Annotated in this window: 21 protein-coding genes, 1 tRNA gene and 1 pseudogene; 10 read left to right on the top strand and 13 right to left on the bottom strand. The window is 62.0% G+C overall.

Annotation, left to right across the window (positions count from 1 at the left end; translation table 11 throughout):
* Positions 1–44: 44 nt before the first annotated feature.
* Positions 45–2114, bottom strand: a complete 2070-nt coding sequence (locus tag CYG48_RS11095; RefSeq protein WP_118850435.1) for an ATP-dependent helicase — start codon at positions 2112–2114, stop codon at positions 45–47.
* Between the two features lie 236 nt (positions 2115–2350).
* On the opposite strand from CYG48_RS11095, the gene CYG48_RS11090 reads away from it, so the two are divergent.
* The gene (locus CYG48_RS11090) at positions 2351–2524 is read left to right on the top strand and encodes a DUF1328 domain-containing protein (protein WP_118850434.1); all 174 of its coding nucleotides are present in this window, start codon (positions 2351–2353) and stop codon (positions 2522–2524) included.
* 74 nt (positions 2525–2598) lie between these two features.
* On the opposite strand, the gene CYG48_RS11085 is transcribed toward CYG48_RS11090, so the two are convergent.
* The 5 genes from CYG48_RS11085 to cpdR1 form a co-directional block, all read right to left on the bottom strand.
* A complete protein-coding gene (locus CYG48_RS11085) occupies positions 2599–2808 on the bottom strand; it encodes a KTSC domain-containing protein (RefSeq protein ID WP_118850433.1) in 210 nt (69 codons plus the stop codon).
* Positions 2809–2897: 89 nt separating this feature from the next.
* A complete protein-coding gene (locus CYG48_RS11080) occupies positions 2898–3179 on the bottom strand; it encodes a hypothetical protein (protein ID WP_118850432.1) in 282 nt (93 codons plus the stop codon).
* Positions 3180–3207: 28 nt separating this feature from the next.
* Positions 3208–3915, bottom strand: a complete 708-nt coding sequence (locus tag CYG48_RS11075; RefSeq protein ID WP_118850431.1) for a class I SAM-dependent methyltransferase — start codon at positions 3913–3915, stop codon at positions 3208–3210.
* Between the two features lie 176 nt (positions 3916–4091).
* Positions 4092–4166: transfer RNA gene (locus CYG48_RS11070), tRNA-Val, on the bottom strand.
* Between the two features lie 107 nt (positions 4167–4273).
* The gene (gene cpdR1 / locus CYG48_RS11065; protein ID WP_037077221.1) at positions 4274–4636 is read right to left on the bottom strand and encodes a response regulator CpdR1; all 363 of its coding nucleotides are present in this window, start codon (positions 4634–4636) and stop codon (positions 4274–4276) included.
* Between the two features lie 185 nt (positions 4637–4821).
* Between cpdR1 and CYG48_RS11060 the strand changes: the two genes are divergently transcribed.
* Both CYG48_RS11060 and hisN read left to right on the top strand, forming a co-directional pair.
* Positions 4822–5709, top strand: a complete 888-nt coding sequence (locus CYG48_RS11060; RefSeq protein WP_118850430.1) for an N-formylglutamate amidohydrolase — start codon at positions 4822–4824, stop codon at positions 5707–5709.
* Between the two features lie 288 nt (positions 5710–5997).
* Positions 5998–6774: a histidinol-phosphatase gene (gene hisN, locus CYG48_RS11055; RefSeq protein WP_118850429.1), complete on the top strand. Its 777-nt coding sequence runs from the start codon at positions 5998–6000 to the stop codon at positions 6772–6774.
* 3 nt (positions 6775–6777) lie between these two features.
* Here hisN and CYG48_RS11050 read toward each other — a convergent pair whose 3' ends face one another.
* Entirely contained in the window at positions 6778–7767 is a 990-nt protein-coding gene (locus CYG48_RS11050; RefSeq protein ID WP_118851613.1) for an alpha/beta fold hydrolase, read from the bottom strand.
* 437 nt (positions 7768–8204) lie between these two features.
* On the opposite strand from CYG48_RS11050, the gene CYG48_RS11045 reads away from it, so the two are divergent.
* Positions 8205–8684 (top strand): Hsp20 family protein, encoded by a 480-nt coding sequence (locus CYG48_RS11045; RefSeq protein ID WP_118850428.1) that lies wholly within the window; start codon positions 8205–8207, stop codon positions 8682–8684.
* A 76-nt stretch (positions 8685–8760) separates the two neighbouring features.
* Here CYG48_RS11045 and CYG48_RS11040 read toward each other — a convergent pair whose 3' ends face one another.
* On the bottom strand, positions 8761–9759 hold the full coding sequence (locus CYG48_RS11040; RefSeq protein ID WP_118850427.1) for a bile acid:sodium symporter family protein: 999 nt from the start codon (positions 9757–9759) through the stop codon (positions 8761–8763).
* Positions 9760–9807: 48 nt separating this feature from the next.
* On the opposite strand from CYG48_RS11040, the gene CYG48_RS11035 reads away from it, so the two are divergent.
* Positions 9808–10233 carry a hypothetical protein gene (locus tag CYG48_RS11035; RefSeq protein WP_150132715.1) on the top strand — a complete coding sequence of 142 codons (426 nt, stop codon included), beginning with the start codon at positions 9808–9810 and terminating at the stop codon, positions 10231–10233.
* A gap of 53 nt (positions 10234–10286) precedes the next feature.
* Positions 10287–11081, top strand: a complete 795-nt coding sequence (locus CYG48_RS11030; RefSeq protein ID WP_118850425.1) for an SDR family NAD(P)-dependent oxidoreductase — start codon at positions 10287–10289, stop codon at positions 11079–11081.
* A gap of 43 nt (positions 11082–11124) precedes the next feature.
* Here CYG48_RS11030 and CYG48_RS11025 read toward each other — a convergent pair whose 3' ends face one another.
* Positions 11125–12177, bottom strand: a complete 1053-nt coding sequence (locus tag CYG48_RS11025) for a threonine aldolase family protein (protein ID WP_118850424.1) — start codon at positions 12175–12177, stop codon at positions 11125–11127.
* A 543-nt stretch (positions 12178–12720) separates the two neighbouring features.
* Between CYG48_RS11025 and gltB the strand changes: the two are divergent.
* A pseudogene (gene gltB / locus CYG48_RS11020) lies at positions 12721–17364 on the top strand (glutamate synthase large subunit); the annotation flags it as partial.
* Between the two features lie 176 nt (positions 17365–17540).
* Entirely contained in the window at positions 17541–18995 is a 1455-nt protein-coding gene (locus CYG48_RS11015; protein ID WP_118850422.1) for a glutamate synthase subunit beta, read from the top strand.
* A gap of 103 nt (positions 18996–19098) precedes the next feature.
* Here the strand turns inward: CYG48_RS11015 and CYG48_RS11010 are convergent, their stop codons facing one another.
* A complete protein-coding gene (locus tag CYG48_RS11010; protein WP_445304302.1) occupies positions 19099–20328 on the bottom strand; it encodes an SGNH/GDSL hydrolase family protein in 1230 nt (409 codons plus the stop codon).
* Positions 20329–20388: 60 nt separating this feature from the next.
* A complete protein-coding gene (locus CYG48_RS11005; RefSeq protein ID WP_245450475.1) occupies positions 20389–21537 on the bottom strand; it encodes a lytic murein transglycosylase in 1149 nt (382 codons plus the stop codon).
* A 272-nt stretch (positions 21538–21809) separates the two neighbouring features.
* Here CYG48_RS11005 and galU point away from each other — a divergent pair, with 272 nt between their 5' ends.
* On the top strand, positions 21810–22697 hold the full coding sequence (gene galU / locus CYG48_RS11000) for a UTP--glucose-1-phosphate uridylyltransferase GalU (protein ID WP_118850420.1): 888 nt from the start codon (positions 21810–21812) through the stop codon (positions 22695–22697).
* Between the two features lie 55 nt (positions 22698–22752).
* Here galU and CYG48_RS10995 read toward each other — a convergent pair whose 3' ends face one another.
* Positions 22753–24237, bottom strand: a complete 1485-nt coding sequence (locus tag CYG48_RS10995; RefSeq protein WP_199925124.1) for an outer membrane beta-barrel protein — start codon at positions 24235–24237, stop codon at positions 22753–22755.
* Between the two features lie 130 nt (positions 24238–24367).
* Here CYG48_RS10995 and CYG48_RS10990 point away from each other — a divergent pair, with 130 nt between their 5' ends.
* The gene (locus CYG48_RS10990) at positions 24368–25363 is read left to right on the top strand and encodes a KpsF/GutQ family sugar-phosphate isomerase (protein WP_118850418.1); all 996 of its coding nucleotides are present in this window, start codon (positions 24368–24370) and stop codon (positions 25361–25363) included.
* 3 nt (positions 25364–25366) lie between these two features.
* Here CYG48_RS10990 and CYG48_RS10985 read toward each other — a convergent pair whose 3' ends face one another.
* Complete coding sequence (locus tag CYG48_RS10985) at positions 25367–25825, bottom strand: NfeD family protein (protein WP_118850417.1); 459 nt, start codon at positions 25823–25825, stop codon at positions 25367–25369.
* Between the last annotated feature and the right edge of the window lies 1 nt (position 25826).

Raw genomic sequence — 25826 nt, 5'->3', positions numbered from 1 at the left:
CCTCTGAGCTTCCATAACAGAAATCGCCTCGCGGGACGATCCCGTCAGCGCCACATGCCGCGCATCCTCGCCGTTACATCGATGCGCACCTGCTGGCGATGCTGGCGTTCGGCATCCGACATGGGCGCCACGACCGGCCATGCGGTGGTTTCAAAAAACTGCAGCAAGGTGGCCGGGATGAAGCGGGAGCGCGAGGCATAAACATGCCGGTCGCCCTGTGACTGCTGACCGTGCACGAAAAACCGCTGCGGCGTGATGAGATGCAGGTGGTCCTTCGCCCGCGTCATCGCGACATAAAGCAGGCGGCGTTCTTCCTCCAGCTCGGCCGTGGAGCCGGTGCCGAGGTCGGATGGAATGCAGCCATCGACGCAGTTGAGCAGGAAGACCGACCGCCATTCCTGGCCCTTGGCGGAATGGATGGTGGAGAGGATCAGGTAATCCTCGTCCAGCAGTGGCACCCCGGCTTCCGCGCTCGTCGCGTCCGGCGGATCGAGCGTCAGCTCGGTGAGGAAACGTTCTCGCGACGCATAACCGGCTGCGATCTGCTCGAGCTGCAACAGGTCGGCCTTGCGGGTTTCGGCATCCTCGTGGATGCGTTCCAGGTGCGGCTCGTACCACTGGCGGGCAAGGCCGATCTCGGACGGCCAGCCTTCCTTTCGGCGCACCGCGCTAAGCATCTCGACGAAGGCCGGCCAATCGGCGCCGGAGCGCGGCGGCGCCGGGATTTCTTCGAGCGCTGCGAGCGGCTCCGGATCGGCGGAGATGGCATCGAGGATCTTGCCCGCCGTCTGTGGACCGACGCCCGGGATGAGCTGCATCAGCCGGAAACCTGAAACGCGATCGCGCGGGTTCTGCGCAAATCTCAGCGCCGCCAGCATGTCCTTCACATGCGCGCTATCGAGGAACTTCAGGCCGCCGAACTTGACGAACGGGATATTGCGGCGCGTGAGCTCCACTTCCAGCGGGCCGGAATGGTGGGAGGCGCGAAACAGGACCGCCTGGTTCTTCAGCGTCATGCCCGCCTCGCGGTTTTCCAGCACCTTTTCAACGATGTAGTTGGCCTGTTCCGCCTCATCCTTCACGGTAACGAGGCGCGGTCGCTCCTCGGCTTCCCTGTCGGTCCAGAGGTTTTTGGTGAAGCGCTCGCGGGCCAGATCGATGACACCGTTGGCGGCCGCCAGGATGGTCGTGGTGGAGCGGTAGTTGCGATCGAGCGTGACGATCTGCGCCGGCGGATCGAAACTTGCCGGGAAATCGAGGATGTTGCGGATCGTCGCGGCGCGAAAGGAATAGATCGACTGGGCATCATCGCCGACGACGGTGAGCCCGCGGCCGCCCGGCTTCATCGCCATGAGGATGGACGACTGCAGGCGGTTCGTGTCCTGGTATTCATCGACCAGGACATGGTCGAAACGAGTGCCGACATCCTCAGCAATGGCCGGTTCGGCCATCATCTGCGCCCAGTAGAGCAGCAGGTCGTCGTAATCGAGGACGTTCTGGGCCTGCTTGGCTTCGACATAAGCGCCAAACAGTTCCCGCAGCTGCTTTTCCCAGTTGAGGCACCAGGGAAACTGCCCTTTCAGCACCTCGTCCAGCGGCGTCTCGGAATTGACGGCGCGGGAATAGATGGCAAGGCAGGTGCCCTTGGTCGGAAACCGGCTTTCCATCTTCGAGAAACCGAGCTCGTGGCGCACGAGGTTCATCAGATCGGCGGAATCTTCCCGGTCGTGGATGGTGAAGTCGGGATCAAGGCCGATCTGCTGGGCGTAAAGCCGCAGGATACGTGCCCCGATGCCGTGGAAGGTGCCGGCCCAGGCAAGCGCATCGGTCATCACGCCGGCATTGGCGCCCAGCACCTGCTTGCAGATGCGCTCGACACGGCGCGCCATTTCGGACGCCGCGCGACGGGAAAAGGTCATCAGCAGGATGCGGCGCGGATCAGCGCCAGAGACGATGAGGTGTGCCACCCGGTGCGCCAGCGTGTTCGTCTTGCCGGAGCCGGCACCGGCAATCACCAGCAGCGGACCGGCCGCACCGCCATTTGGCACGTCTGAACCGTGCTCCACGGCCCGGCGCTGTGCATCATTGAGCTTTTCCAGATAGGCGATCGACATTCGTTCCCGCAGGCCTGTTCCCGATGTGTTCGGCAGCAATAGCTGATTCGCCGCCAAGACGCCCGTTGTTCGGTGGCGGGTTCGGCCATCGGGTTGCGTGAAGCGTACGGACATCAAGCCCGAATTAGGCAGGGGCAGTTCGTGCAGATGTCGGGAACAGAGCGGGTCGCTCCGTGGTTTGGAACCTCGCGGGTTCGTTCACGTTATCTGCCCATCATTCATCGGGGGTATTTTCCATGCTGAAATGGGCACTGATTTTCCTGGTCATCTCGCTGATTTCCGGCTTTCTCGGCTTCTCGGGCATTTCGCAGGCCACGGCCGGCATCGCCAAAATCCTGTTCTTCCTCTTCCTCGTTGTCTTCGTGATCCTGGTGGTCTTCGCATTCGCTGTCGGCAGCGCGGTTTTCTGAAAACACGGCGAGGTTACGACGAGGGAGGCCTCAGCCTGCACGGGCTGGGGCTTTCGCGTAGATGTTGTCGAAGCCTAACCCAAGCTGGCGTCGCGATACCGGTTGCGTATCAGCTTCATGTAATAGCTGCCGGGGGATGAAGTAGTTCTCAGGTCATCGATGACATAGTCGGGCACATCGCAGAACTCGCGGATCTGCCCATTGGACATGAAGATCTTCAATCGCGACGATGCCATGTCGTATTCCGCGGCATCCAGGAGCTTCGATTGCAGCACAACATGCATTTCGCCACCCGCCTGTCCGATACTCCTCCCAACGAGCAAGAATAAGCAGGATCTGAGGCGAGTCAATTAGCGCAATCAGCGCGCGTTGCTTAACGGCATAGTGCATTACCGTTGCTATCGACGACGCAGTTGCGCTGGGTTGCGCCGATGCTGCGCGCCTTCCGCGATGGCCGTTCCTGTATCACGCCGGGACGTCTTCCGCCGATTTGGCCGGAGACGCCACCATACTGTGTATCAATGTCGAAGTTTTGGTTTCCGTAAGTGCCGGTATAGCCGCCACTGCCATTCGGTGCGATTTCGTAGTTGCGGTACTGTTGTGCAGTGGCGGGCGACGCAGCGAGAAGAATTGCGACGAGAGGCAGTGTCTTCATGATCGAGCTCCTTTTCCTCCTCAATCCATCAACGTGCAGGAAGTTTCCTCGCGACGACGTGCCAGCCGAGCGTCATGAGTTCGGAGGAGCGCCGGTTTAAAGCCTCGCCGTCATCGGCGGCTGCCGCGCGGGCGATCTTGGTGGCGAGCTTGAGGATCTCGCGTTTGACGAACGACAGCTTTGTCTTGGTGTATTTGCGGTAGGTGTGGGCGGTGCGACCGAGTTCCTGCTCCAGGAAATCGAAATAGCCGCCATTGGCCTCCAGCAGCACGATTTCGCAGCCGAGGCGCTCCAGGTGATGCCGGTAAAAGAAGCGCGAAAAACCGGTTGCGTAGTGGTAGGGCGCAAAATGCGTCATCGACCAGAACGGTGCGGTGATGATCAGCGTCCCGCCATCGGCCGTCAGCCGCACAAGCTTTTCCAGGGCCGCCACGGGATCGGGAACGTGCTCGAGCACCTCGGTGCAGAGGACGGCGTCGTAGGATACGTCTTCCGGGATGTCCAGGAGGTCACAACGGATGTCGATCTGGCTGAAATCCCAGTTGCCGGTCTGCAGGCCCGACTGGTCGCCTTTGCCGTCGTAAACAGCAACATCCTGGGCGACGTAACGGAGATGGTCGCAGAAGGGCTTGTACTGGCATTCCCCAGCGCCGACGTCGAGGATCGAGCTTCCCGCTTGGAGTGCGCGCAGCTGCTTGCCGACCCATTGCGCACGCGCGTCTTCGTTCTTGTTCATCAATTTCCCCGCCTCCTGCCATTTCGATTGCTAGCCTGCCGATGAGCAGGCCGCGCAGAATGACATTTCTTACCGGGACGCCGTCAAGAGGGCGGCAGGTCTGGGGGAGATGACAGGGTATAAATGTCAAAAAGGCTCCCGATTTCCCGGAAGCCTCTGCTGTTCAGCGAATTGGATGGTGGGCGTGACAAGGATCGAACTTGTGACCCCTACGATGTCAACGTAGTGCTCTCCCGCTGAGCTACACGCCCATCCGATGGCGGCGCATAGACCATAGACTGGCCGGGCCGTCAACTGGTTTTTGCCATGAAATGCGAACCTTTTTTCAAAGCCTTGCAGATCAGGGCAAAGGCGGCCCTCAGGCCGCCAGGAGCTTGTTCACTTCGTCCACGAGATCGCGCAGGTGGAACGGTTTGGAGAGAACCTTGGCGTCCTTCGGAGCCTTGGAATCAGAGTTCAGCGCGACAGCCGCAAAGCCGGTGATGAACATGACCTTGAGGTCCGGATCGAGTTCGGTGGCGCGGCGTGCGAGTTCGATGCCGTCCATTTCAGGCATGACGATGTCGGTCAGGAGCAGCGAAAACGGCTCTTCGCGCAGCCGGTCATAGGCGCTCGCGCCGTTGTCGAAGGAAGCCACCTTGTAGCCCGCCTTTTCCAGCGCCTTCACGAGGAATCGGCGCATATCATTATCGTCTTCGGCGAGAAGGATTTTCTGAATCATCTCCGGGACCGTCATCCAATGCAACTTTTTTAATGTTTTTCGTAACTCTCACACTGCCAAGGCACGGTAAAGATCCGTTTAATGCGGCCGGGAGAGGATCTGGTAGGGTATAGATAGTATGGACTTCCCGCCGGGCAACTGGCAACATGGATCTCCGAACAAGTTCGCGACATGGTAAAGGCAGGATGGATTGCAGCGCGGGTGATTTTGAACATTTTGAAGTAAGGGAGCCCGCCACCCAGACCATCCCCTTCGTTTTCAACTCCCCGCATAGCGGCCGCGTTTATCCCCCCGCTTTCCTGGCCGAAAGCAATCTCGATTCGCTCGCCATTCGCCGCTCCGCCGACCACTATGTCGACGAGCTGTTTGCCGAAGCGACCGAACTCGGTGCGCCGCTGCTCATGGCCCACTTTCCCAGGGCGTATCTCGATGTGAACCGCGAGCCCTACGAGCTCGATCCGCGCATGTTCGACGGGCCCTTGCCGCCCTTCGTCAACATCGGCTCGATGCGGGTTGCCGGCGGGCTTGGCACCATTCCGCGCATCGTGGCGGAGAACATGGAGATCTACCGCAGGCGCTTGCCGGTGGCGGAAGGCCTGTCCCGTATCGATGCAATCTACAAACCTTACCATGCGTGCCTGAGGAAACTGATCGCCCGCACCCATGCCCGGTTCGGGCTTGCGGTGCTGATCGACTGCCATTCGATGCCGGGCAATATCCGCGTCTCCGGCCCTGAGTCGCGGCCGGACTTCATCATCGGCGATCGCTACGGCACGAGTGCTTCGGCCGAGCTGTCGCGGGCGGCAATGCAGATCCTTGATGGGCTTGGTTTCGCCGCCGTGCGCAACAAGCCCTATGCCGGCGGCTTCATCACCGAACATTACGGGCGCCCGGTGCGCGGACTGCATGCGCTGCAGATCGAGATCAACCGTTCGCTTTACGTGGATGAGGTAACGCTCGAGAAGCGGCCGGAATTCACCGCGATCGCCGAGGCGCTTGCCGTCTTCATGCGCCAGATGGCCGAGTTCGTTGCCGATTTTTCCGGCCAGAGCGGCGCACTCGCCGCCGAATAAACTCGCCGAGCGATTCCCCACCCTGCAGGCAAAAAAAACCGCGCTTCCGCGCGGCTAAGTCTAGGGAGGAAACACCCAAGGAGGGTATTCACAGTCAAAGACTGTGCTTGGGAGACTAGGTTTGCGATGCACAAACGTCAAGCATGAATTTCTCATGCCTAACTTTCGGGCACGCTAAATTTGCTCTTCCGGATGCTGCCATTTGCCGGTGAAGCGCTTGTCCCGACTGGGTTTTCAGACGTCGCCCAAGACGCTAGAGATGAGATCCCGCCACAAGGATTTTTCTTCATGCTTCCGGATCGTGACTTCTTCTACAGGCTGGCTGATGCGGCGAAGGCAGAGACCCTGCCGCGCTTTCGCACCGGGCTTTCGGTGGTCAACAAGATGGCGGGCGGCTTTGATCCGGTAACGGAAGGCGATCAGGCGGCGGAGAAGGCGATTCGCGCCCTCATTACCGAGCATTTCCCGGAGCATGGGGTTCTTGGCGAAGAGCATGAGAATGTGGGGCTTGATCGCGAGCATGTCTGGGTGATCGACCCGATCGATGGCACGCGCTCCTTCATCTCCGGGCTTCCCGTCTGGGGTACGCTGATCGGCTTCCAGACCAATGGTCGCGCTGCCATGGGCCTGATGGACCAGCCGTTTATCGGCGAACGTTATTTTGCCGACGGGACGCAGACGCATTATTGCGGACCAGATGGCGAGCGGGTGATCTCGGTGCGCGACTGCGGCGAGCTTGGCAATGCGACGCTCTTCACCACCTCTCCGCATATCTTCACCGGGACCGATCTTGAGCGCTATCGTGCGGTGGAGGAGCGGGTCCAACTGTTCCGTTACGGCTGCGATTGTTATGCCTATGTGCTGCTCGCTTCCGGCCAGATCGACCTCGTCGTCGAAAACAGCCTCAAGCCCTATGACGTTGGCGCGCTGATCCCGATCATCGAGCAGGCGGGCGGCATCATCACCACCTGGGACGGCGGTCGGCCGGAAAATGGCGGCAACATCATCGCTGCCGGCAGCAAGGCGGTGCACGAACAGGCGCTGGCACTGCTCGCCGGCCGATGAAACTCAGGCTGCGGTCTCGGAGAGGCCGAAACCGCCGTCCTGGCCGGGCATGAAGGCGTCGATGGCGGCCATGGCTTGCGCCCGGTAGATGTCGCGTTCCTGGAAAAGCTCGTGGCGTGCGCCGTTGATTGTCACCAGCTGTCCGGCGCGGAAATTTCGCGACAGCTCCTCCTGCGCCCGATAGGGCACGATCGGGTCAAGCACCGGTGCGAGGATCAGCGTCGGGATGGTGATCTGGGTCAGATGCGCCTGATTGTTGACGCGCTTCATCGCCTTGAACGTCTCGTGCAGCCAGCGGGCCGTGGGCGCCCCGACCGTCAGCTCCGGGTGGGCGTTGATGATCTCGAGGTTGCGACGGAAACGACCCAGATCCGACGTGATCGGATTGCCCTCGAAGGGCCGGTGGTTCTGGTCCTTGCCCATCGCCAGGCTGCCAAGCCCCGTCCAGGAGGCGGCGGTGGAGAGCGCGCGGATCAGCCCTTCGGGAACTCCCTGGCCGGAGAGCGCGGTATAGGGCGCGGCAAGCGCCATGCGGTGGATGCGGTTCGACAGCCGCGGCGCAGCCGACAGGGCGACGAGTGCGCCGGTTGAGTGGCCGACCAGGAAGAACGGCAGTCGGGCATCCGGCAGCACGATGTGCTCGAGGAAGAGCTCAAGATCCTTCTCGTAATCGGAGAAGCGCCGGACGTGCCCCTTCCTGGGGTTCTTTGTCAGCCGGTCTGAGCCACCCTGGCCGCGCAGGTCGAAGGTCGCGACCCAGAGCCCCTTGGCGTTGAGCTCGCGGATCGTTTCAAAGTACTTCTCGATGAACTCGTTGCGCCCCTGTATGATGACGACGGTGCCCGCCGCCGGCACGACGGATGAGCGAAACAGCCCGTAGCGTAATCTCGCGCCGCGATGGCCGGTGAAATAACCGCAGGTGTAGTTCTCCGGGGCAGGGTTGCCGTCGGTGAGGTGGAGAATGTCAGGCGATACAGCGGGCGTGGTATTCATGTGTGTCAAGCGACAGCAAGCGGCTGTGAAGGTCAAGCGGGTTTTGCGTTTCTGTGGCCCAAGAGGTTGGCCTGGAGCGAAACGGTTCAAGGGGATGTGCGGGAAAAAGAAGCCGGAACCGGCGGTACGGGAGCCCGCGCAAGTTCCGGCAAGCATGACTGAAGCGAAGGGACGAATGGGCTCCAGTCGTTAGAGGCAGTCTGCCTTCCAGATCTGCTGGTCTAGCCTCATGCGCCTGAACCCTTGCGAAACGGGGTGTTCACCTGACATTCATGGCGTCGCGCTTCTCGCGAAAAAGGGGTCTTGAAGCCGCGAAATCGAATTCCCATCTTCACCCTGCGGGCGCCGAAAAGGGTCCGCGCAGCGGCTACGGCATCGCCAGAACGGGATGCTGAAGGCCCAAGATCATCGCAACGTCGCTTCAAAGAGAGGACACCATGCGTCACGTCGATTTTACCCCGCTCTATCGCTCCACGGTTGGTTTCGACCGCCTTTTCAACCTGCTTGATTCCCGCGGCCCGGCTGAACAGACCCCCAGCTACCCGCCCTACAATATCGAGCGGACGGGCGATAACACCTACCGCATCACCATGGCCGTTGCCGGCTTCGATGAAAGCGAACTTTCGATCGAGTCACAGGCTCATGCACTGACGGTCAAGGGTGAGAAGAGCGAAGAAGAAAACGCTGAACAGAGCGAATTCCTGTATCGCGGCATTGCCAAGCGTGCCTTCGAGCGCCGCTTCCAGCTGGCCGATCATGTTGAAGTCCAGTCGGCTTCGTTGAAGAACGGCCTGCTCCATATCGACCTCGTCCGGAACATTCCGGAAGCCATGAAGCCGCGTCGTATCTCGATTGCTTCCGAACCGGTCGCAGCCAAGACGATCGAAGCCCAGGTGGCTCCGCAGCAGATCAACTAAGCCTTCAAGACCTCCAGTCAAAGGCTCGCATGCAAGAACGCTCCTTCCTCCGGGAAGGAGCGTTTTTTGTATGTGCTCAGGCGGCCGCCGACGGGGCGGGCGCGTCCGTCGTCTTCAGGCGGTTTGCGTATTTCTGGGCAATCACCGCGCAGGCCATCAGCTGGATCTGGTGGAAGATCATCAGCGGCAGGACGATGGCACCAACGGCAGACGACTGGTTGGCGAAGATGGCGTTTGCCATCGGCACGCCGCTCGCGAGCGACTTCTTCGAGCCGCAGAACAGGATGGTGATCTCGTCTTCCTTGTTGAAGCCGAGCAGGCGACTGCCGAACATGGTGATGCAGAGCACGACGATCAGCAGCAGGATATCAACGATGATGACGACCGCGATGTCGGTGAACGAGAAGGTGTGCCACAGGCCTTCGATGACGGCTTCGGAGAAGGCGAGGTAGACCACCATCAGGATCGAGCCGCGATCGACCGGGGCGAGCAGCTTCTTCTTGGAGCGGATCCAGTCACCGATCCATGGCTGCAGGATCTGGCCGACGATGAAGGGCAGCAGGAGCTGCAGCAGGATGCTTTCCAGCGCATCCCAGGAGAAGCCCGAGGAGCCGGTGGTGGACAGAAGCACGCCGACGAGCAGCGGCGTCAGGAACATGCCGAGGATGTTGGAGCCGGAAGCCGCGACGATGGCGGCCGGTACGTTGCCGCCTGCCATCGAGGTGAACGCAATCGACGACTGGACGGTCGAGGGAACGACGCAGAGGAACAGGAAGCCGGTGTAGAGCGGTGCGGCCAGGATGTCTTCGGGCAGGAAGCCGATCATCAGGCCGAGGATCGGGAAGATCGCAAACGTGGTGAGCAGGATGGTGAGGTGCAGGCGCCAGTGAAGCGCACCGGCAACCACAGTGTCACGCGACAGGCGGGCACCATGCAGGAAGAACAGAAGACCGATGGCGATGTCGGTCGCGAGCTCGAACCACTCCGCATAAACGCCCTGGATCGGCAGGATCGATGCGAGGATGACGGCAAGGACGAGGAGGACCGTAAAGCGGTCCGGCATAAAACGGCTCATGACGGATTCCTTATTCAGTGGCTCCCCTTTCGGCCAAAGCGAAGCAGAATGCAAACAATTCCGCCGCAGTGCAGCAACAGATCCGGTGGGTTGCGGCCACATTTCCGACAGATGCCGGGGAAACATTTGTCCCCACGCATCTTTTTCTTTGCCCTTGCGTTCTGGCTGCGGCGAAACAACAGGGAGCTTCCCGTGAGCAATGCGGATCTGAATCAGGCGCAAGCCGAGACTGCCCTTCTCCAAGAGGTCAAGAACTTGCGGGCCGAGGTTGCCCGGTTGTCCGCACGGCTCGAAACACTTGACCATGCCGCTCCCGCCGCGCCGCCCGAAGATCCACATCCGTGGATCAAGATTGCCGCCACCGTCGGCATCACTTTCGCGATCGGAAAGATCATCCAGATGCTGCGGCTGCCGACCGCCACCACGGCAGCCATTCCGCTGATCACCAACCAGGTGAACAAACACATCTTCTAAGGGACGTGCCCCAAGGCAGGCTTAAGACCCGCCATGGCAAGAGGAGCTATTCCATGTCTTCAGGTAAACTGGCCGTCATCACAGGGGCGTCTTCCGGGATCGGGCTGGAACTGGCGCGGATTGCCGCCGCGCGGGGCTTCGACCTCATCATCGCAGCCAATGAGCCGGACATCGACAAGGTGGCGAGTGACTTGCGCCGCTCCGGGGTGCTAGTCGATGCCATGCAGGTCGACCTTTCGGAGATCGCCGGCGTGCAGGACTTCGTGCGTTTCGTGCAGGACAAGGGCCAGCCGGTGGATGTGCTGATCGCCAATGCCGGGATTGACCGCGGCCACGCCTTCCTGGACCAGGAGCTTGGCGATGCGCTCGCCATCATCGATACCAATATCCGCGGCACGGTCGCGCTTCTGCATATCCTCGGGCGGGACATGCGCGAGCGCGGTGACGGGCGCATCATGATCACCGGGTCAATCGTCAGCATGATCCCCGGGCCGTTCCACGCGGTCTATAGCGCCAGCAAGGCCTTCCTTTATTCCTTCGCCATGGCACTGCGTGGCGAACTGGCGGGTGCGGGCGTCAGCGTCACCTGCCTCATCCCAGGCGCAACCGATACGCCAATCTATGAGAAGGCGGACATGGTCGATACCGTGGTCGGCCAGGTGCACAAGCCGGATCCCGCTGAGGTGGCCAAGGCTGGCTTCGACGCCATGATGGAAGGTGACCGGGAGGTGGTTCCCGGCATCCTCAACAAGCTGATTGTCGCGGCAGCCAATGTCATGCCTTCGGCCGTGCTGACTGCCGTGCATGCCGCAGCGGCCAAACCGCAGGATAAGGACCCGGCGCGCTAGGCCGGGTTCCGGTGCGTCAGTCGGCAGGTGGCTCGAGCGTCTCTCAGCCTGCCTTGCAGATCGCCAGGAACTGGTCGATGTCTTCTTCCGTCGTCGCAAATGAGGTGACGAGGCGGACGAGTGTTTCGTCGCTGCCGACGAGGTCCGGCTGGTTCAACGGAACCGGCCAGCCGTAGAACCTGGCGCCCTTGTTTTCGGCCGATGTGGCAGCCGCCTTGCTCAAAACCGCAAAGACTTCGTTCGACGTCGTTTCCCACGCAAGCCGCGAGCTGTTCTGGGTGCGGATGCCAGCGCGCAGGCGGTCGGCCATGGTGTTGGCGTGCCGTGCGAGATCAAGCCAGCGATCACCTTCGAGATAAGCTTCGAACTGGGCCGAGATGAAGCGTGTCTTGGAAAACAGCTGTGCGGAACGCTTGCGGATGAAGGCAAAGTCGCGGGCAAGGTCCCGGTTGAAGAAGACGATGGCTTCTGCACACCAGCAGCCGTTCTTGGTGCCGCCGAAGGAGAGCACGTCGACGCCGCGCTTCCATGTCATCTCGGCGGGCGAGCAGCCGAGCGCCACGAGCGCGTTGGCAAAGCGGGCGCCGTCCATGTGCACCGGTAGGCCGTTCTTGCGGGCGATGGCGGTCAGGGCGTCGATCTCGTCAAGGCTGTAGACCGTGCCGGTCTCGGTGGCCTGGGTGAGGGTGAGGGCGGCGGCGCGGCCGTGATGCAGCGAGTCCTGCGGGTAACCGGCAATGCGGCTGCTTAGTTTTTCCGGGTCGATCTTGCCGCCTGCGCCTTCCACTGGCACCATGCGCATGCCGGAGAAGAAATCCGGCGCGCCGCATTCATCTTCGATCACATGCGCCTCGGAATGGGCAAAGACGACGCCGCCGGTGCGGGCCATGCTGGCGAGCGACAGCGAATTCGCGGCGGTACCCGTGGACACGAAGAAAACGGATACCTCGCGTTCGAAGATTTCGTTGAAGCGGGCTTCGACGGTCTTGTCGAGTTCGCTGTTGCCGTAAGCCGCGGCAAACCGGGTGGACTCACGTGACAGACGGTCATTGATGGCAGGATGGGCGCCTGCCCAGTTATCGGAAGCGAAGAACATATTGAGGCCTTGCGGGGGGAGGATGATTGCGGGAAGCGAGCTTACGATTTTTACCGATGTTCGCAATGCCAAAGCTGCACCATCGGAAAGCGATCCTAATCTGTCGAAACGATAGAAGCGCCGGTGCGCAAGGCGAGCAACAAAATTACGCCGCCGGTGTGTCGCCCGTAATCACATTGCGTCGATTGCCCGGAAAAATGTGCGTTGCCCCTTGTGGAGTCTAGGCATCTGTGCCATAGAAAATGAAGAATTAGGTCAGATATACTGTCCTAATTCAGGGACTGGCAAGCCATAACCGCGGCTGTTGAAGCACATTGCCACCCCTGTTGCGACGACCCTAAAGCTCGATCGAACAGCGGCGCTTCCTGCGGCGGACCAACGTGACGATGTCATTCTATCGAGATGTTTTGAAGCCACTTTGCCCGCCATAGGCGGCCAACAGGAGGAATGACGATGACGAAGATGCTCTCCGACGTGACCGGCGCAGGCGCCGAGGCCACCACAGGCAAAAGCATGGCTTCGACGTCTGCGGAGCGTTTCGTGGCCTCCGGCATCCCGGCGGCGCAGGGCCTTTACGATCCGCGCAACGAACACGATGCCTGCGGCGTCGGCTTCATTGCCCACATGAAGGGCAAAAAGTCGCATCAGATCGTCAAGGACGGCCTGTTCATCCTGGAAAACCTCACCCATCGCGGCGCGGTTGGCGCTGATCCGCTGATGGGCGACGGCGCCGGCATCCTGGTGCAGATCCCCGACCGTTTCTTCCGCGAGGAGATGGCAAAGCAGGGCGTCACCCTGCCGAAGGCTGGCGAATACGCTGTCGGTCACTTCTTCCTGCCGCGTGACGCTGAGCAGATCGAGCATTTCAAGAAGGTGATCATAGAGACGATCGCGGAGGAGGGGCAGCAGTTCCTCGGCTTCCGTGAAGTTCCGGTGGACAACTCGTCGCTCTCCAAGGCGCCGGAAATCGCTGCGACCGAGCCTTATCACCTGCAGGTCTTCATCGGCGCCGGGCGCGATGCCGCGACCAACCCCGATTTCGAGCGCAAGCTCTTCCTCGTCCGCAAGGTGATTTCCAACCGCATCTACGACCAGTTCGGCGGCCAGGAAACCGGCTTCTACCCGGTTTCGCTGTCGTCCTCGACGATCGTCTACAAGGGCATGTTCCTGGCCTACCAGGTCGGCGCCTACTACAAGGACCTGTCGGACCCGCGCTTCGAGACGGCCGTGGCGCTCGTTCACCAGCGTTTCTCGACCAACACCTTCCCGTCCTGGAAGCTGGCGCACCCCTACCGCATGGTCGCCCATAACGGCGAAATCAACACGCTGCGCTCCAACGTCAACTGGATGGCGGCGCGCCAGGCGTCGGTTTCGTCACCGCTGTTCGGCGACGACATATCCAAGCTGTGGCCGATCTCCTACGAAGGCCAGTCGGACACGGCCTGCTTCGACAACGCGCTCGAGTTCCTGACCCGCGGCGGTTATTCGCTCGCCCATGCGATGATGATGCTGATCCCGGAAGCCTGGGCCGGCAACCAGTCGATGCCGAAGGAGCGCAAGGCATTCTACGAATACCATGCCGCTCTCATGGAGCCGTGGGATGGCCCGGCCGCCGTCTGCTTCACCGACGGCAAGCAGATCGGCGCAACGCTCGACCGCAACGGCCTGCGTCCGGCACGTTACCTCGTCACCGATGACGACCGGGTGATCCTGGCATCCGAATCCGGCACGCTGCCGGTGCCGGAAGAAAGCATCGTCAAGAAGTGGCGCCTGCAGCCGGGCAAGATGCTGCTCATCGACATGGAGAAGGGCCAGATCGTCTCCGATGACGAGCTGAAGACCGAGCTTGCCACCAAGCACCCTTACGAGAAGTGGCTCGATCGCACCCAGCTGATCCTCGAAGAGCTGAAGCCGGTAGAGCCGCGCGCGCTGCGTCGCGACGTGTCGCTGCTCGATCGTCAGCAGGCCTTCGGCTACACCTCGGAAGACACCAAGATCCTGATGTCGCCGATGGCGACCACGGGGCAGGAAGCGGTGGGTTCCATGGGCACCGACACGCCGATCTCGGCCATGTCCAAGAAGTCCAAGCTGCTCTACACATATTTCAAGCAGAACTTCGCGCAGGTCACGAACCCGCCGATCGACCCGATCCGCGAGGAGCTCGTCATGAGCCTCGTGTCGTTCATCGGTCCGCGCCCGAACATCCTCGACCACGAAGGCATGGCGAATGCCAAGCGCCTGGAAGTGCGCCAGCCGATCCTCACCAACGGCGACCTGGAAAAGATCCGCTCGATCGGCCACACGGAAGACCGCTTCGACACCAAGACGCTCGACTTCACCTATGACATCGAGCGCGGCGCCGAAGGCATGCCGGAGATGCTCGATCGCCTGTGCGAACGTGCCGAGGCGGCGGTCAAGGGCGGTTACAACATCATCGTGCTCTCCGACCGCCAGATTGGTCCAGACCGCATCGCAATCCCGGCGCTGCTCGCAACGGCTGCCGTGCACCATCACCTGATCCGCAAGGGCCTGCGCACCTCGGTCGGCCTGGTCGTCGAATCGGGCGAACCGCGCGAAATCCATCACTTCTGCTGTCTCGCCGGCTTCGGCGCCGAGGCCATCAACCCCTACCTCGCCTTCGACACGCTCACCGACATGCATATGCGCGGCGAGTTCCCGAAGGAGGTGGACGCGCAGGAAATCGTCACCCGCTACATCAAGGCGGTCGGCAAGGGCATCCTCAAGGTCATGTCCAAGATGGGCATCTCGACCTACCAGTCCTATTGCGGCGGTCAGATCTTCGACGCCGTCGGCCTGTCGTCTGAGCTGGTCGCCAAGTATTTCTTCGGCACAGCCACCTCGATCGAAGGCATCGGCCTGAAGGAAATCGCGGAAGAAACCGTTGCGCGCCACCAGGCGGCCTTCGGCAAGGACCCGGTTCTTGCGTCGACGCTCGATATCGGCGGCGAATATGCCTACCGCATGCGCGGTGAAAGCCACGCCTGGACGCCGGACGTCGTGGCGACCCTGCAGCATGCCGTGCGCGGCAACAGCCAAGATCGCTACCGTGAGTTCGCCCAGATGGTGAATGAGACCTCGGTGCGGATGAACACCATTCGCGGCCTGTTCAAGATCAAGTCGGCGGAAACGCTCGGCCGCAAGCCGGTGCCGCTCGAAGAGGTCGAGCCGGCGGTGGATATCGTCAAGCGCTTCTCCACGGGCGCCATGTCCTTCGGCTCCATTTCGCGCGAGGCGCATACGACGCTTGCGATCGCCATGAACCGGATCGGCGGCAAGTCGAACACCGGTGAGGGCGGCGAGGAAAGCGACCGTTACCTGCCGCTGCCGGATGGTTCGAGGAACCCCGAGCGTTCAGCGATCAAGCAGATCGCGTCCGGCCGCTTCGGCGTCACGACCGAATACCTGGTCAATGCCGACATGCTGCAGATCAAGGTGGCGCAGGGTGCCAAGCCCGGCGAGGGCGGCCAGTTGCCCGGCCACAAGGTGGATGCGACGGTTGCCAAGACCCGCCACTCGACGCCGGGCGTCGGCCTGATTTCGCCGCCGCCGCACCACGACATCTATTCGATCGAAGACCTGGCGCAGCTGATCTACGACCTGAAGAACGTCAACCCGACCTCGGATATCTCGGTCAAGCTGGTGTCCGAAGTCGGCGTCGGCACGGTTGCCGCCGGTGTCGCCAAGGCACGTGCCGACCACATCACCATTGCAGGTTTCGACGGCGGTACCGGCGCCTCGCCGCTCACCTCGCTGAAGCATGCCGGTTCCCCATGGGAAATCGGCCTTGCCGAAACCCAGCAGACGCTGGTGCTGAACGGCCTTCGTTCGCGCATCGCGCTGCAGGTCGACGGTGGTCTGAAGACCGGCCGCGACGTCATCATCGGCGCGCTGCTTGGTGCAGACGAGTTCGGTTTTGCGACCGCACCGGTGATTGCGGCAGGCTGCATCATGATGCGCAAGTGCCACCTCAACACCTGCCCGGTTGGCGTCGCGACGCAGGACCCGGTTCTGCGCAAGCGCTTCAAGGGCACGCCGGAGCATGTCATCAACTACTTCTTCTTTGTTGCCGAAGAAGTGCGCGAGATTCTGGCGTCGCTCGGCTTCACCAAGTTCGACGACATCATCGGCATGTCGGAACTGCTCGAGAAGGACGAGATGCTGGCCCACTGGAAGTCCAAGGGCCTCGACTTCTCCCGGATCTTCCACAAGGTGGAAGCGCCAAAGGAAGCGACCTACTGGACCGAACGCCAGAAACATCCGATCGATGACATTCTCGACCGCAAGCTGATCGAGAAGGCGCAAGCTTCGCTCGAAAGCAAGGAGCCGGTTGTCATCGAGGTGCCGATCAAGAACGTCGACCGTTCTGCCGGTGCGATGCTCTCCGGTGCGCTTGCCAAGCGCTGGGGCCACAAGGGCCTGAAGGACGACACGATCCATGTCACCCTGCGCGGCACGGCCGGGCAAAGCTTTGGTGCCTTCCTGGCACGCGGCATCACCTTCGATCTCGTCGGCGATGGCAACGACTATGTCGGCAAGGGCCTTTCGGGCGGACGCATCATCGTCCGGCCGCCGGAAAATTCGAAGATCGTCGCCGAGCAGTCGATCATCGTCGGCAACACAGTGCTTTACGGCGCAATCACCGGCGAGTGCTATTTCCGCGGTGTGGCGGGCGAGCGTTTTGCGGTTCGCAACTCCGGCGCCATTGCGGTTGTCGAAGGCGTGGGTGACCACGGCTGCGAATACATGACCGGCGGCATTGTCGTGGTGCTGGGCGGCACGGGCCGCAACTTCGCGGCGGGCATGTCGGGCGGTGTCGCCTACGTGCTCGACGAGCAGGGCGATTTCGCCAAGCGCTGCAACATGGCCATGGTCGAGCTCGAGCCGGTTCCGGAAGAAGACGACATGCTGGAAAAGCTGCATCACCGCGGCGGCGACATCATGCACAAGGGACGCGTCGACGTTTCCGAGGACATGACGCGCCACGACGAGGAGCGCCTGTACCAGCTGATCTCCAACCACATGCACTACACCGGCTCCACCCGCGCCAAGGATATCCTTGATCGTTGGGGCGAGTTCCGGCCGAAGTTCCGCAAGGTCATGCCGGTCGAATATCGTCGTGCGCTGGTCGAGATGGAACGCATGCGGATGGGCGTCGCGGCAGAGTAACGCGGATGGCTCTCGTCCACCGGCTCATATCGGTGGGCATCGCGATCGCTGTTCCGGCGGTCGCATTCCTGGCAGGCGCTGGCGCTGCATTTGAGTTTTTCGTGCTGGGGGCGACCTTGGGGTTCGCCTACTGGTACTGGGGTCCTACGGGAACCCTTCTATGAAAAGGGACGAACATGGGTAAGGTCACTGGTTTCATGGAAATCGACCGGCAGGTGGCGAAGTACCAGCCTGCGTCGGATCGTATCCGTCACTTCCGCGAATTCACCATTCCGATGTCGGATGCCGAAGTGACCAAGCAGGCGGCACGCTGCATGGATTGTGGCATTCCCTACTGCCATGGCCCGACCGGCTGTCCGGTGCACAACCAGATCCCGGACTGGAACGACCTCGTCTACAACAACAAGTGGGAGGAGGCGATCCGCAACCTCCATTCCACCAATAACTTCCCGGAATTCACCGGCCGCGTTTGCCCTGCACCGTGCGAGGAAGCCTGCACGCTGAACCTCGAGGACGCGCCCGTCACGATCAAGACGATCGAGCAGGCGATTGCCGACAAGGCCTATGAGCTTGGCTTCATCGCCCCGCAGCCCGCAACCGTGAAGACCGGCCGCAAGGTCGCCGTTATCGGTTCCGGCCCGGCCGGCATGGCGGCTGCCCAGCAGCTTGGCCGCGCAGGTCACGAGGTGCATGTCTACGAGCGTGAGTCGAAGGCCGGTGGCCTGCTGCGCTACGGCATCCCCGACTTCAAGATGGAGAAGAACTTCATCGACCGGCGCGTCGAGCAGATGAAGGGCGAAGGCGTGACCTTCCACACCGGCGTCAATATCGGCGTCGACGTGCCTGTCGAGCAACTGCTTGCCGAGCATGACGCCGTTCTTTACTGCGGCGGCTCGGAAACCCCGCGCCCGGCTGGCATTCCAGGCGTCGAGCTGAACGGCGTTTACGACGCCATGCCTTACCTCGTGCAGCAGAACCGTCGCATCGGTCGCGAAAACATCGACAGCGTCGCATGGCCTGCCGATCCGATCCTTGCCGGCGCAAAGCATGTGGTGGTCGTTGGTGGTGGCGATACCGCATCCGACTGCGTGGGCACCGCCTTCCGCCAGGGTGCGGTGAAGGTGACCCAGCTCGACATCCGTCCGCAGCCACCGGAAAAGGAAGACAAGCTCGCCGTCTGGCCATTCTGGGCCACCAAGATGCGTACCTCGTCCTCGCAGGCAGAAGGCGCTATCCGCGAATTCCAGGTCGCGACGCTGGAGTTCGTTGGCGAAGACGGCCAGTTGACCGGCGTGCGCTGCTGCGAAGTCGATGAACGCCGCAATCCGATTGCCGGCACCGAGTTCATCATCAAGGCTGATCTCGCCTTCATCGCCATCGGCTTCTCCGGCCCGTTGAAGGACGGCGTCCTGTCTGAACTCGACGGAAAGCTGCAGCTCAATGTCGACCGCCGCGGCTCGACCAACGTCGTTGCCAACGACCGCGACTACAAGACCTCGGTCGACAAGTTCTGGACCGCAGGCGACGTCCGTCGCGGCCAGTCCCTGGTGGTCTGGGCCATCCGCGAAGGTCGCCAGGCGGCACGCGCAATCGATGAAGCCCTGATGGGAAGCTCGGTCCTGCCGCGCTAATCAGTTCTGCTGGAAAAACAACGCCTCCTCCATCTTGCCGGATGGGGGAGGCGTTTCTGTTTGTGCAAAGGATCCTGGATCCGCCTGACGGGATCGATTGGCGCTACTTGACGAGGCGGTAGTCGTCGATGCGGCCGGGTGGCGGCGGGGCGATCTCGCCGCGCTTGACGAGCTTGTCGCGTGGCGTTTCCACATTCACGGACGGCAGCGGCGCACCACCCAGCAGGTCCTTGCCGCCGTCCAGTTCCGGATCGGACAGGCTGATTGGGTGTGTCGGAACCACGACGCCTTCAGGCGAGGGCGGCAGCGTCAGGAGTTCGGGCAGGTTGGAGCTGTCGAGCTTTGCCAAGTCGGGGCTGGCCATGTCGCCCAGGTGCCGGCGCAGGAACTTCTCCACATAGAAGGCGAGCTTCTTCTTGCCGGCCTTGGTGAAGTTGATGCCGTCCGAGCCGCGCAGGCGTACCTGCTGCCCGTTGACGTCCGAGCCGGTGATGACGAACTTGCCGTCCTCGTCGACGAACCCGTCCCAGATATCGACGAACTCGCCGCCGACCTTCTCGACCTGGCTGCGATAGATGGCGTTGAGCGTCACCGCGTCGGCGGTCATCGACGGTGACTGGAAGGCCGGCAGGCCGACCCAAAGCAGCGGCAGCTTTCGCTGGACAACGACGTCGGCAAGGCGCGCGACGCGCTCTTCGTATTCCTTGAACCAGGCGTCGGTGCGGAACTTTTCGCGCGTGTTGTCGCCGATCTGCATCTGCTGCCGGTCATTGGCGCCTATCATCACGATGACGACGGCCGGCTTCACTTCATCCAGGAACTCCGGGAGCTTCTGCTGCCAGTTGTAATGGTCCTCGCGGACAAGGCCGGACGAAACGTTGCTGCGTTCGGCGATCGCGACGCCGGGAGAGGCGGCGAAGGTCTGTTCCAGCTCACTGCCGATGCCGCCCGCCATGAAGTCGCCGATCACCAGGACCTGCTTAGCGTTCTCGATCTTGGCAACGGGTTCAGGTGCAGCCGGCGCGGCGACGGCGGGAACCGGTGCCGGAGCAGCAGGTCTCGTGCGGCGTACGGGCGGACGGTTCTTCGGACGCGTCGGAACGTCAACGACCGAGCCGTCGCGATAATAACGCCGCTCAAAGCCGCGTCGTTCGTTCTGGCCCCAGCGGGGCGGTGGCGGCCGCTCGTAACGCGGGCCGCCAAACAGCATTTCCAAGACGTTGCGGCGCGGCACCCGCTCTTGCGCGGATGCCGGGTGAGGCACGGCCAGCAGGAACACAAGCAGGAGCGCGCCTGCCTTGCTCCAGATGTTGTTATGCTGCCTCTGTGTCACGGCCACGACTTCCCGCACGTCTCATTACCCGCCGACGATGTGGGGCATCCAGCCTCGATGTCAACGCAAAGCTTCGAGAAGCCGCTGTGAAGGCTCGCCGCTTTGCTGCATGCCAAGGCGCTTCTGGATCTCGGAGATCGCAGCCTTTGAGCCGGAGCCGAAATTGCCGTCCACTTCGCCGTTGTAATAGCCAAGTTCCTTCATGCGCGACTGCAGCTCGAACTTCTCGCGGATGTCGAGCGTGCCCTGCGGACGGGGCCAGCGCTGCTGGACGCCGCCGTAGCCGGCGATCTCATCCGCCAGAAGCCCCACGGCCAGCGCGTAGCTGTCGGCCGCATTGTAGCGTTTGACGACAAAGAAGTTCTTCAGCATCAGGAATGCCGGGCCATTGGGGCCTGCCAGCAGCTTCAGCTCGGCGCGATCGCTGCCGCGCGGGAAACCCTTGCCGTTCGGACGGGCAAAACCGAGAGCCGCCCATTGGGCAAGCGTCTTGGTCTGGCCCTCATACTTGGCAGCGCCGGCGGGAAGAACGGCTTCGTAACCCCAGGTCTTGCCGGTCTGCCAGCCGTTTTTCTTCAAAAGGTTGGCCGCGGTCGCGAGCGCATCCGGCACCGAATGCCAGATGTCACGCTTGCCGTTTCCATCCGCATCCACGGAATAAAGCAGGTAGCTCGTCGGGATGAACTGGGTATGGCCCATGGCGCCTGCCCAGGACCCGGTCAGCTGCTTCGGCGTGACATCGCCCGACTGCAGGATCTTCAATGCAGCGATCAGCTGGGTGCGGGCAAACTTGGCGCGCTTCTTGTCACCCCAGGCCAGTGTGGCGAGAGCCTGCGGCACGTGGTGCAGGCGGTCCGGATTGTCGAGCGCTGCCCCATAATTGGATTCCATCGACCAGATCGCCAGCAGGATGTGCTTGTCGACGCCGAAGTGACGCTCGAGGGCGTTCAGCGTCGAGCCGTGCTTGGCGGCCATCTCGCGACCGATCTTCACGGTGTAAGGGTTCACCCGGCTGTCGAGGTAATCCCAGATGCGCGACTTGAACTCCGGCTGGTAGGCAGCCTTCTCCAGCACGTTGCGGTCAGGCTCGGAAATGCCTGCAAAGGCGCGCTGATAGGTGCTGCGCGAGATGCCGGCCTTGGCGGCCGTCTCGTAGAAATTTGCGATCCACGCCTTGAAACCGGCGTCTGCCTGAGCATCTATCGGCATGGCCGCGGTCAGTCCGAAAGCCAGGGACAGAAGGGCTCCACGGAGGAAATTGATGCGAGGGGTCTTCATCGGCAGTCGTGTCCAATCTTCTTGTGTCTATGCCTTGCGGCAAGAGTGGCATGCGGCTTAACGACGTAATAACACATCAAGGGTCAACAAATTCTTTACCATATCCCGCCGACCGGCGGCAGTGTTTCTCAAACGGTAATAATGTCGCCCATAAACGCTGAAATGGTGGATTTTGCACAATGACGTGCTTTCAGGAGGCATGAGTGGCACAACAACAAAAGATCCGTAAGGCAGTGTTCCCCGTCGCGGGTCTCGGCACGCGCTTTCTGCCGGCAACCAAGGCAGTTCCGAAGGAAATGCTCACGGTGGTCGACAAGCCGGTCATCCAGTATGTCGTCGACGAAGCGGCTGAAGCCGGTATCGAGCACTTCGTGTTCGTGACCGGGCGCGGCAAGGGCGTCATCGAAGACTATTTCGATATCCAGTACGAGCTCGAGCAGATGCTGCGCGAGCGTAACAAGAATGCCGAACTGACGCTGCTTGCAGGACTTCTGCCGGTAGCAGGTACCGCAAGCTTCACCCGCCAGCAGGTGCCGCTTGGGCTTGGCCACGCTGTGTGGTGCGCCCGCGACATCGTCGGCGACGAACCCTTTGCAGTGCTGCTGCCGGACATGATCATGTCGGGTGAAAAGGGCTGCCTGGAGGGCATGGTCGACCTTTACGCCCAGAGCGGCGGCAACGTGATCGCCGTGCAGGAATGTGATCCGGAACTGGCGCATAAATATGGTATCGTCGGCGTCGGGGACGCCATCGGCGAAGGCTTCAAGATCACCCAGATGGTGGAGAAGCCGCCGAAGGGTACGGCACCCTCCAACCTCTACATCAACGGGCGCTACATCCTGCAGCCGGAGATCTTCAAGATCCTCGAAACGCAGGAACGCGGCGCGGGCAACGAGATTCAGCTGACGGACGGCATGCTGACGCTTGCGAAGTCGCAGGAATTTGCCGCCTATCCGTTCAAGGGTGAAACCTATGACTGCGGCGCGAAGGATGGCTTCATCCTGGCGAACCTCGCATTTGCGCTGAAGCGCGAGGACATCCGTCCCTCGATCGAAGAGCCGATGAAGGCGCTGCTCGCTTCGCTGAAGTAATCTCCGCTTCTGCGGCGAAATCAAAGAGCCCGGGCCGCAAGCCCGGGCTTTTTCGTCACCGCTTGACGGTCATGCCGATGCCGGCCCGCAAAGTGCTGTCGTTGGCGCCGCCGCCCGTGACGCGTTCGTATTCGACATTGCCTGTGACGTCGAGGTAGCGGTTGACCGCCCAGGCGAGGCCCGCACCACCCACCCAGACGGTCTCATCGCTGCGGCCGTTCTGCAGGTCGCGAAGCGTGGTCGTGCTGGTGAGGCGTGCCACGAGGTTGTCGCGCATTTCATGGGCGACAGCGGCGCTTGCCTGGTACTCGACCCAGCCACTCTGGCCGGCCGCCGTTGCATCCTGCACGGTGGTGCGCAACCCAAGATCGACATCCGTGCCCCGTTGCGGCGACCAGCGGACGCTGCCATCGACGGTGAAGGCGTCGAGCGAGTTCAGGCGGCTGTCTTCGTAATCGACGATTTCGTAACCGGCGCCGATTTCGCCGCGCAGTTTCTCGCCGAAGTCGAATTCGACGCCAGTGCGGGCGGCATAACTTTGCGAGGAGCGGGCATAACCGTTGTTGTCGCGGCGCAGGTCATAAAGCGTGCGGCCCGTCGCCACTTCCACGAAGGGGATCAGCGCCGGGGAAAGCTCGTAGCCGAGACGCAGGCGACCATCGATGCCGGTGCGGTTGCGGTCCCTCATGCTGAGCGAACTGCCGTCCGACAGCTCCGCATCGGTATAGTTCAAGCGAGTCACATCGACTGCAGCCAGCCCGCGCACCTTGCCGAAGTCGCGCTGGATCGAAGCGCCAGCGCGAAACTCATGCACGCCGGACTGGGTGTCGGCGTTGCCGATCGCGTTCGGATCGTAATCCTCTTCGCGGGTAAAGCTGTATCCGCCGGTGATATGCGCTTGCGTATCGCCCGCGAGGTCGAGGCGCAGGTCCGCATCAATCCCGGCCTCCGGGCGCAGCCCATCCTGGCCGCCGTTGATATTGCGCTCATACGTGCCGCTGCCGGTGACGGTGAGCGCATGGCGCGACCAGTCGGAGGTCAGGGTGCCGCGGATATTGGTGGACAGGTAGTCGCGGCGCTCGGTGGAGCCGCCCGATTTGGTGCGTTCGGTGTTGATGCTTTGGTTGACCGATGGGCGCAGCAGGAAGGTGCCAAGCCTGATGCCGGGCGTTTCCGTTCGCGTGCGCAGAGGGTCACGGGTGTTGATGAGTTCGTCGAAGGTATCGAGCAACGGCTCGGCCGGCCGGTTCAAGTCTTCCGCGTAAAGGGGTTCTTCGTCCGGACTGTCGGCCGAGATGGAGGCGGTGTAGTCGGGAAGCGCGGTGCCATCCTGAGCGGCCTCTTCCAGGGCTCCGTCCGGTCCCGATGGAGCGGCGCCGGGCGTCGCACTGGTTGCTGAAGGAAGGGCGCTTCCCTGCGCCGAAAAAAGGGGGCGGTCTTGCGCGAGCGCCGGCGCGGCCAGGGCCGAGCAGGCCAGCAGGACGACAAGCGTCTTGCTGCGCCGCTTCCGCGTCCTGCCTCTGGCTGTGGTTTCGGTCATGGATCCGCCCGGATGATCAATACTTACCCAAACGTAAAGCCATGTGGTTAAATTTTCGTTTCGGGTGCCATAACCGGTCCAGTAGAGGTCGCGCATGGACTTGGAAGGTAAAAAGGTCTAAGGCTCACCCATGATCAAGAGAGCGTTACAACTGGTCGAGCACGATGTCCTGGACTCGGCTCTGCGTACGGTTTCCTTCGGAAAACAGGGTCTTGACGCTTTGGAGCAGGCGCTTCAGGGGAAGCTCGGCGAGACTTTCCGCAAGGTTGTCGAAGTGATCGGCGACATCGAGGGGCGGGTGATCATCACCGGCGTCGGCAAGAGTGGTCATATTGGCCGCAAGATCGCTGCGAGCCTTGCCTCCACCGGCACGCCTGCCTTTTTCGTGGATGCCAATGAAGCCAACCACGGTGATCTCGGCATGATCACGTCTGCGGACGTGGTGCTTGCCTTGTCCTGGGGGGGCGAAACGGCCGAGCTTCGCGGCGTGGTCACCTTCACCCGCCGGTTCTCCATTCCTCTCGTGGCGATCACCTCCGGCGAGTTTTCAACACTTGCCCGGCAGGCCGACTACGTGCTCCTGCTCCCCAAGGAGCAGGAAGCGTGCCCGCACGGGCTTGCTCCGACGACATCCACGCTGATGCAGCTTGCGCTCGGCGATGCCATTGCCGTCGCGCTCCTGGAAGCCCGGGGCTTTTCAGCCACCGATTTCCGCGTCTACCATCCGGGCGGCAAGCTCGGCGCGATGCTGTCGCATGTGAGCGACCTGATGCATACCGGCGATCGCATTCCGCTCGTCAAGAAGGGCGTTCTGATGCCCGAGGCGATCGAGGTTCTGTCGCGCAAGCGTTTCGGTTGCGTTGGCATCATCGATGACGACGGGTGCCTGTGCGGCGTCATCACCGACGGCGACATCTCCCGCCACCTTGATCTTGACCTGCGCCAGACGCCGGTCGACCAGGTGATGACGGTCAACCCGAAGACGGTTGCCAAGGATACGCTTGCGACCGCCGCCATGGCGATCCTCAACAAGCACAGCATTGGTGCGCTGCTTGTGGTGGATGAAGCACGTCATCCGGTCGGCATCGTGCACTTCCACGACCTGCTGCGCGTCGGCGTCGCCTGATCCTCAGGCGGCTTCCACCACCAGATCACGACCGGCCGCCGAGACGACGCGCACCTGCGTGCCGGCGGGCAGGTTCGGCCCCATGACAGACCACCAGGTATCATCGAGGCGGATACGGCCGCGACCTTCCGCGATCGGTTCGTGCAGCGTCGCCGTGCGGCCGACAAGGCTTTCGCCGCGCCGGTTGAGCAGCGGCTCGTCGCTCGAGTGGCCCCGGCCGGAATAAAAGCGGCGGCCGGCCAGCACGAATACGACGGACAGGATCGCAAACAGCAACAACTGGAGCTGCCAGCTCCAGAGGCTGGCTTCCCAAAGCAGAAGCGACAACGCTCCTACCACGACCGCGGCTGCGCCAATCCAGACCAGGAAGAAGCCGGGCACGATGAGCTCAGCCGCGAGCAGGAGAATGCCGAGCACCCACCAGCTCCACGGGCCAAGGCTGACGACGAGGTCATGCAGCATG

Origin of the sequence: Neorhizobium sp. SOG26 (assembly GCF_003491345.1) — a bacterium.
Classification (GTDB): Bacteria; Pseudomonadota; Alphaproteobacteria; order Rhizobiales; family Rhizobiaceae; genus Neorhizobium; species Neorhizobium turbinariae.
The sequence above is the reverse complement of the archived record's forward strand: the minus strand, read 5'-3'. Positions and strand labels throughout refer to the sequence as shown.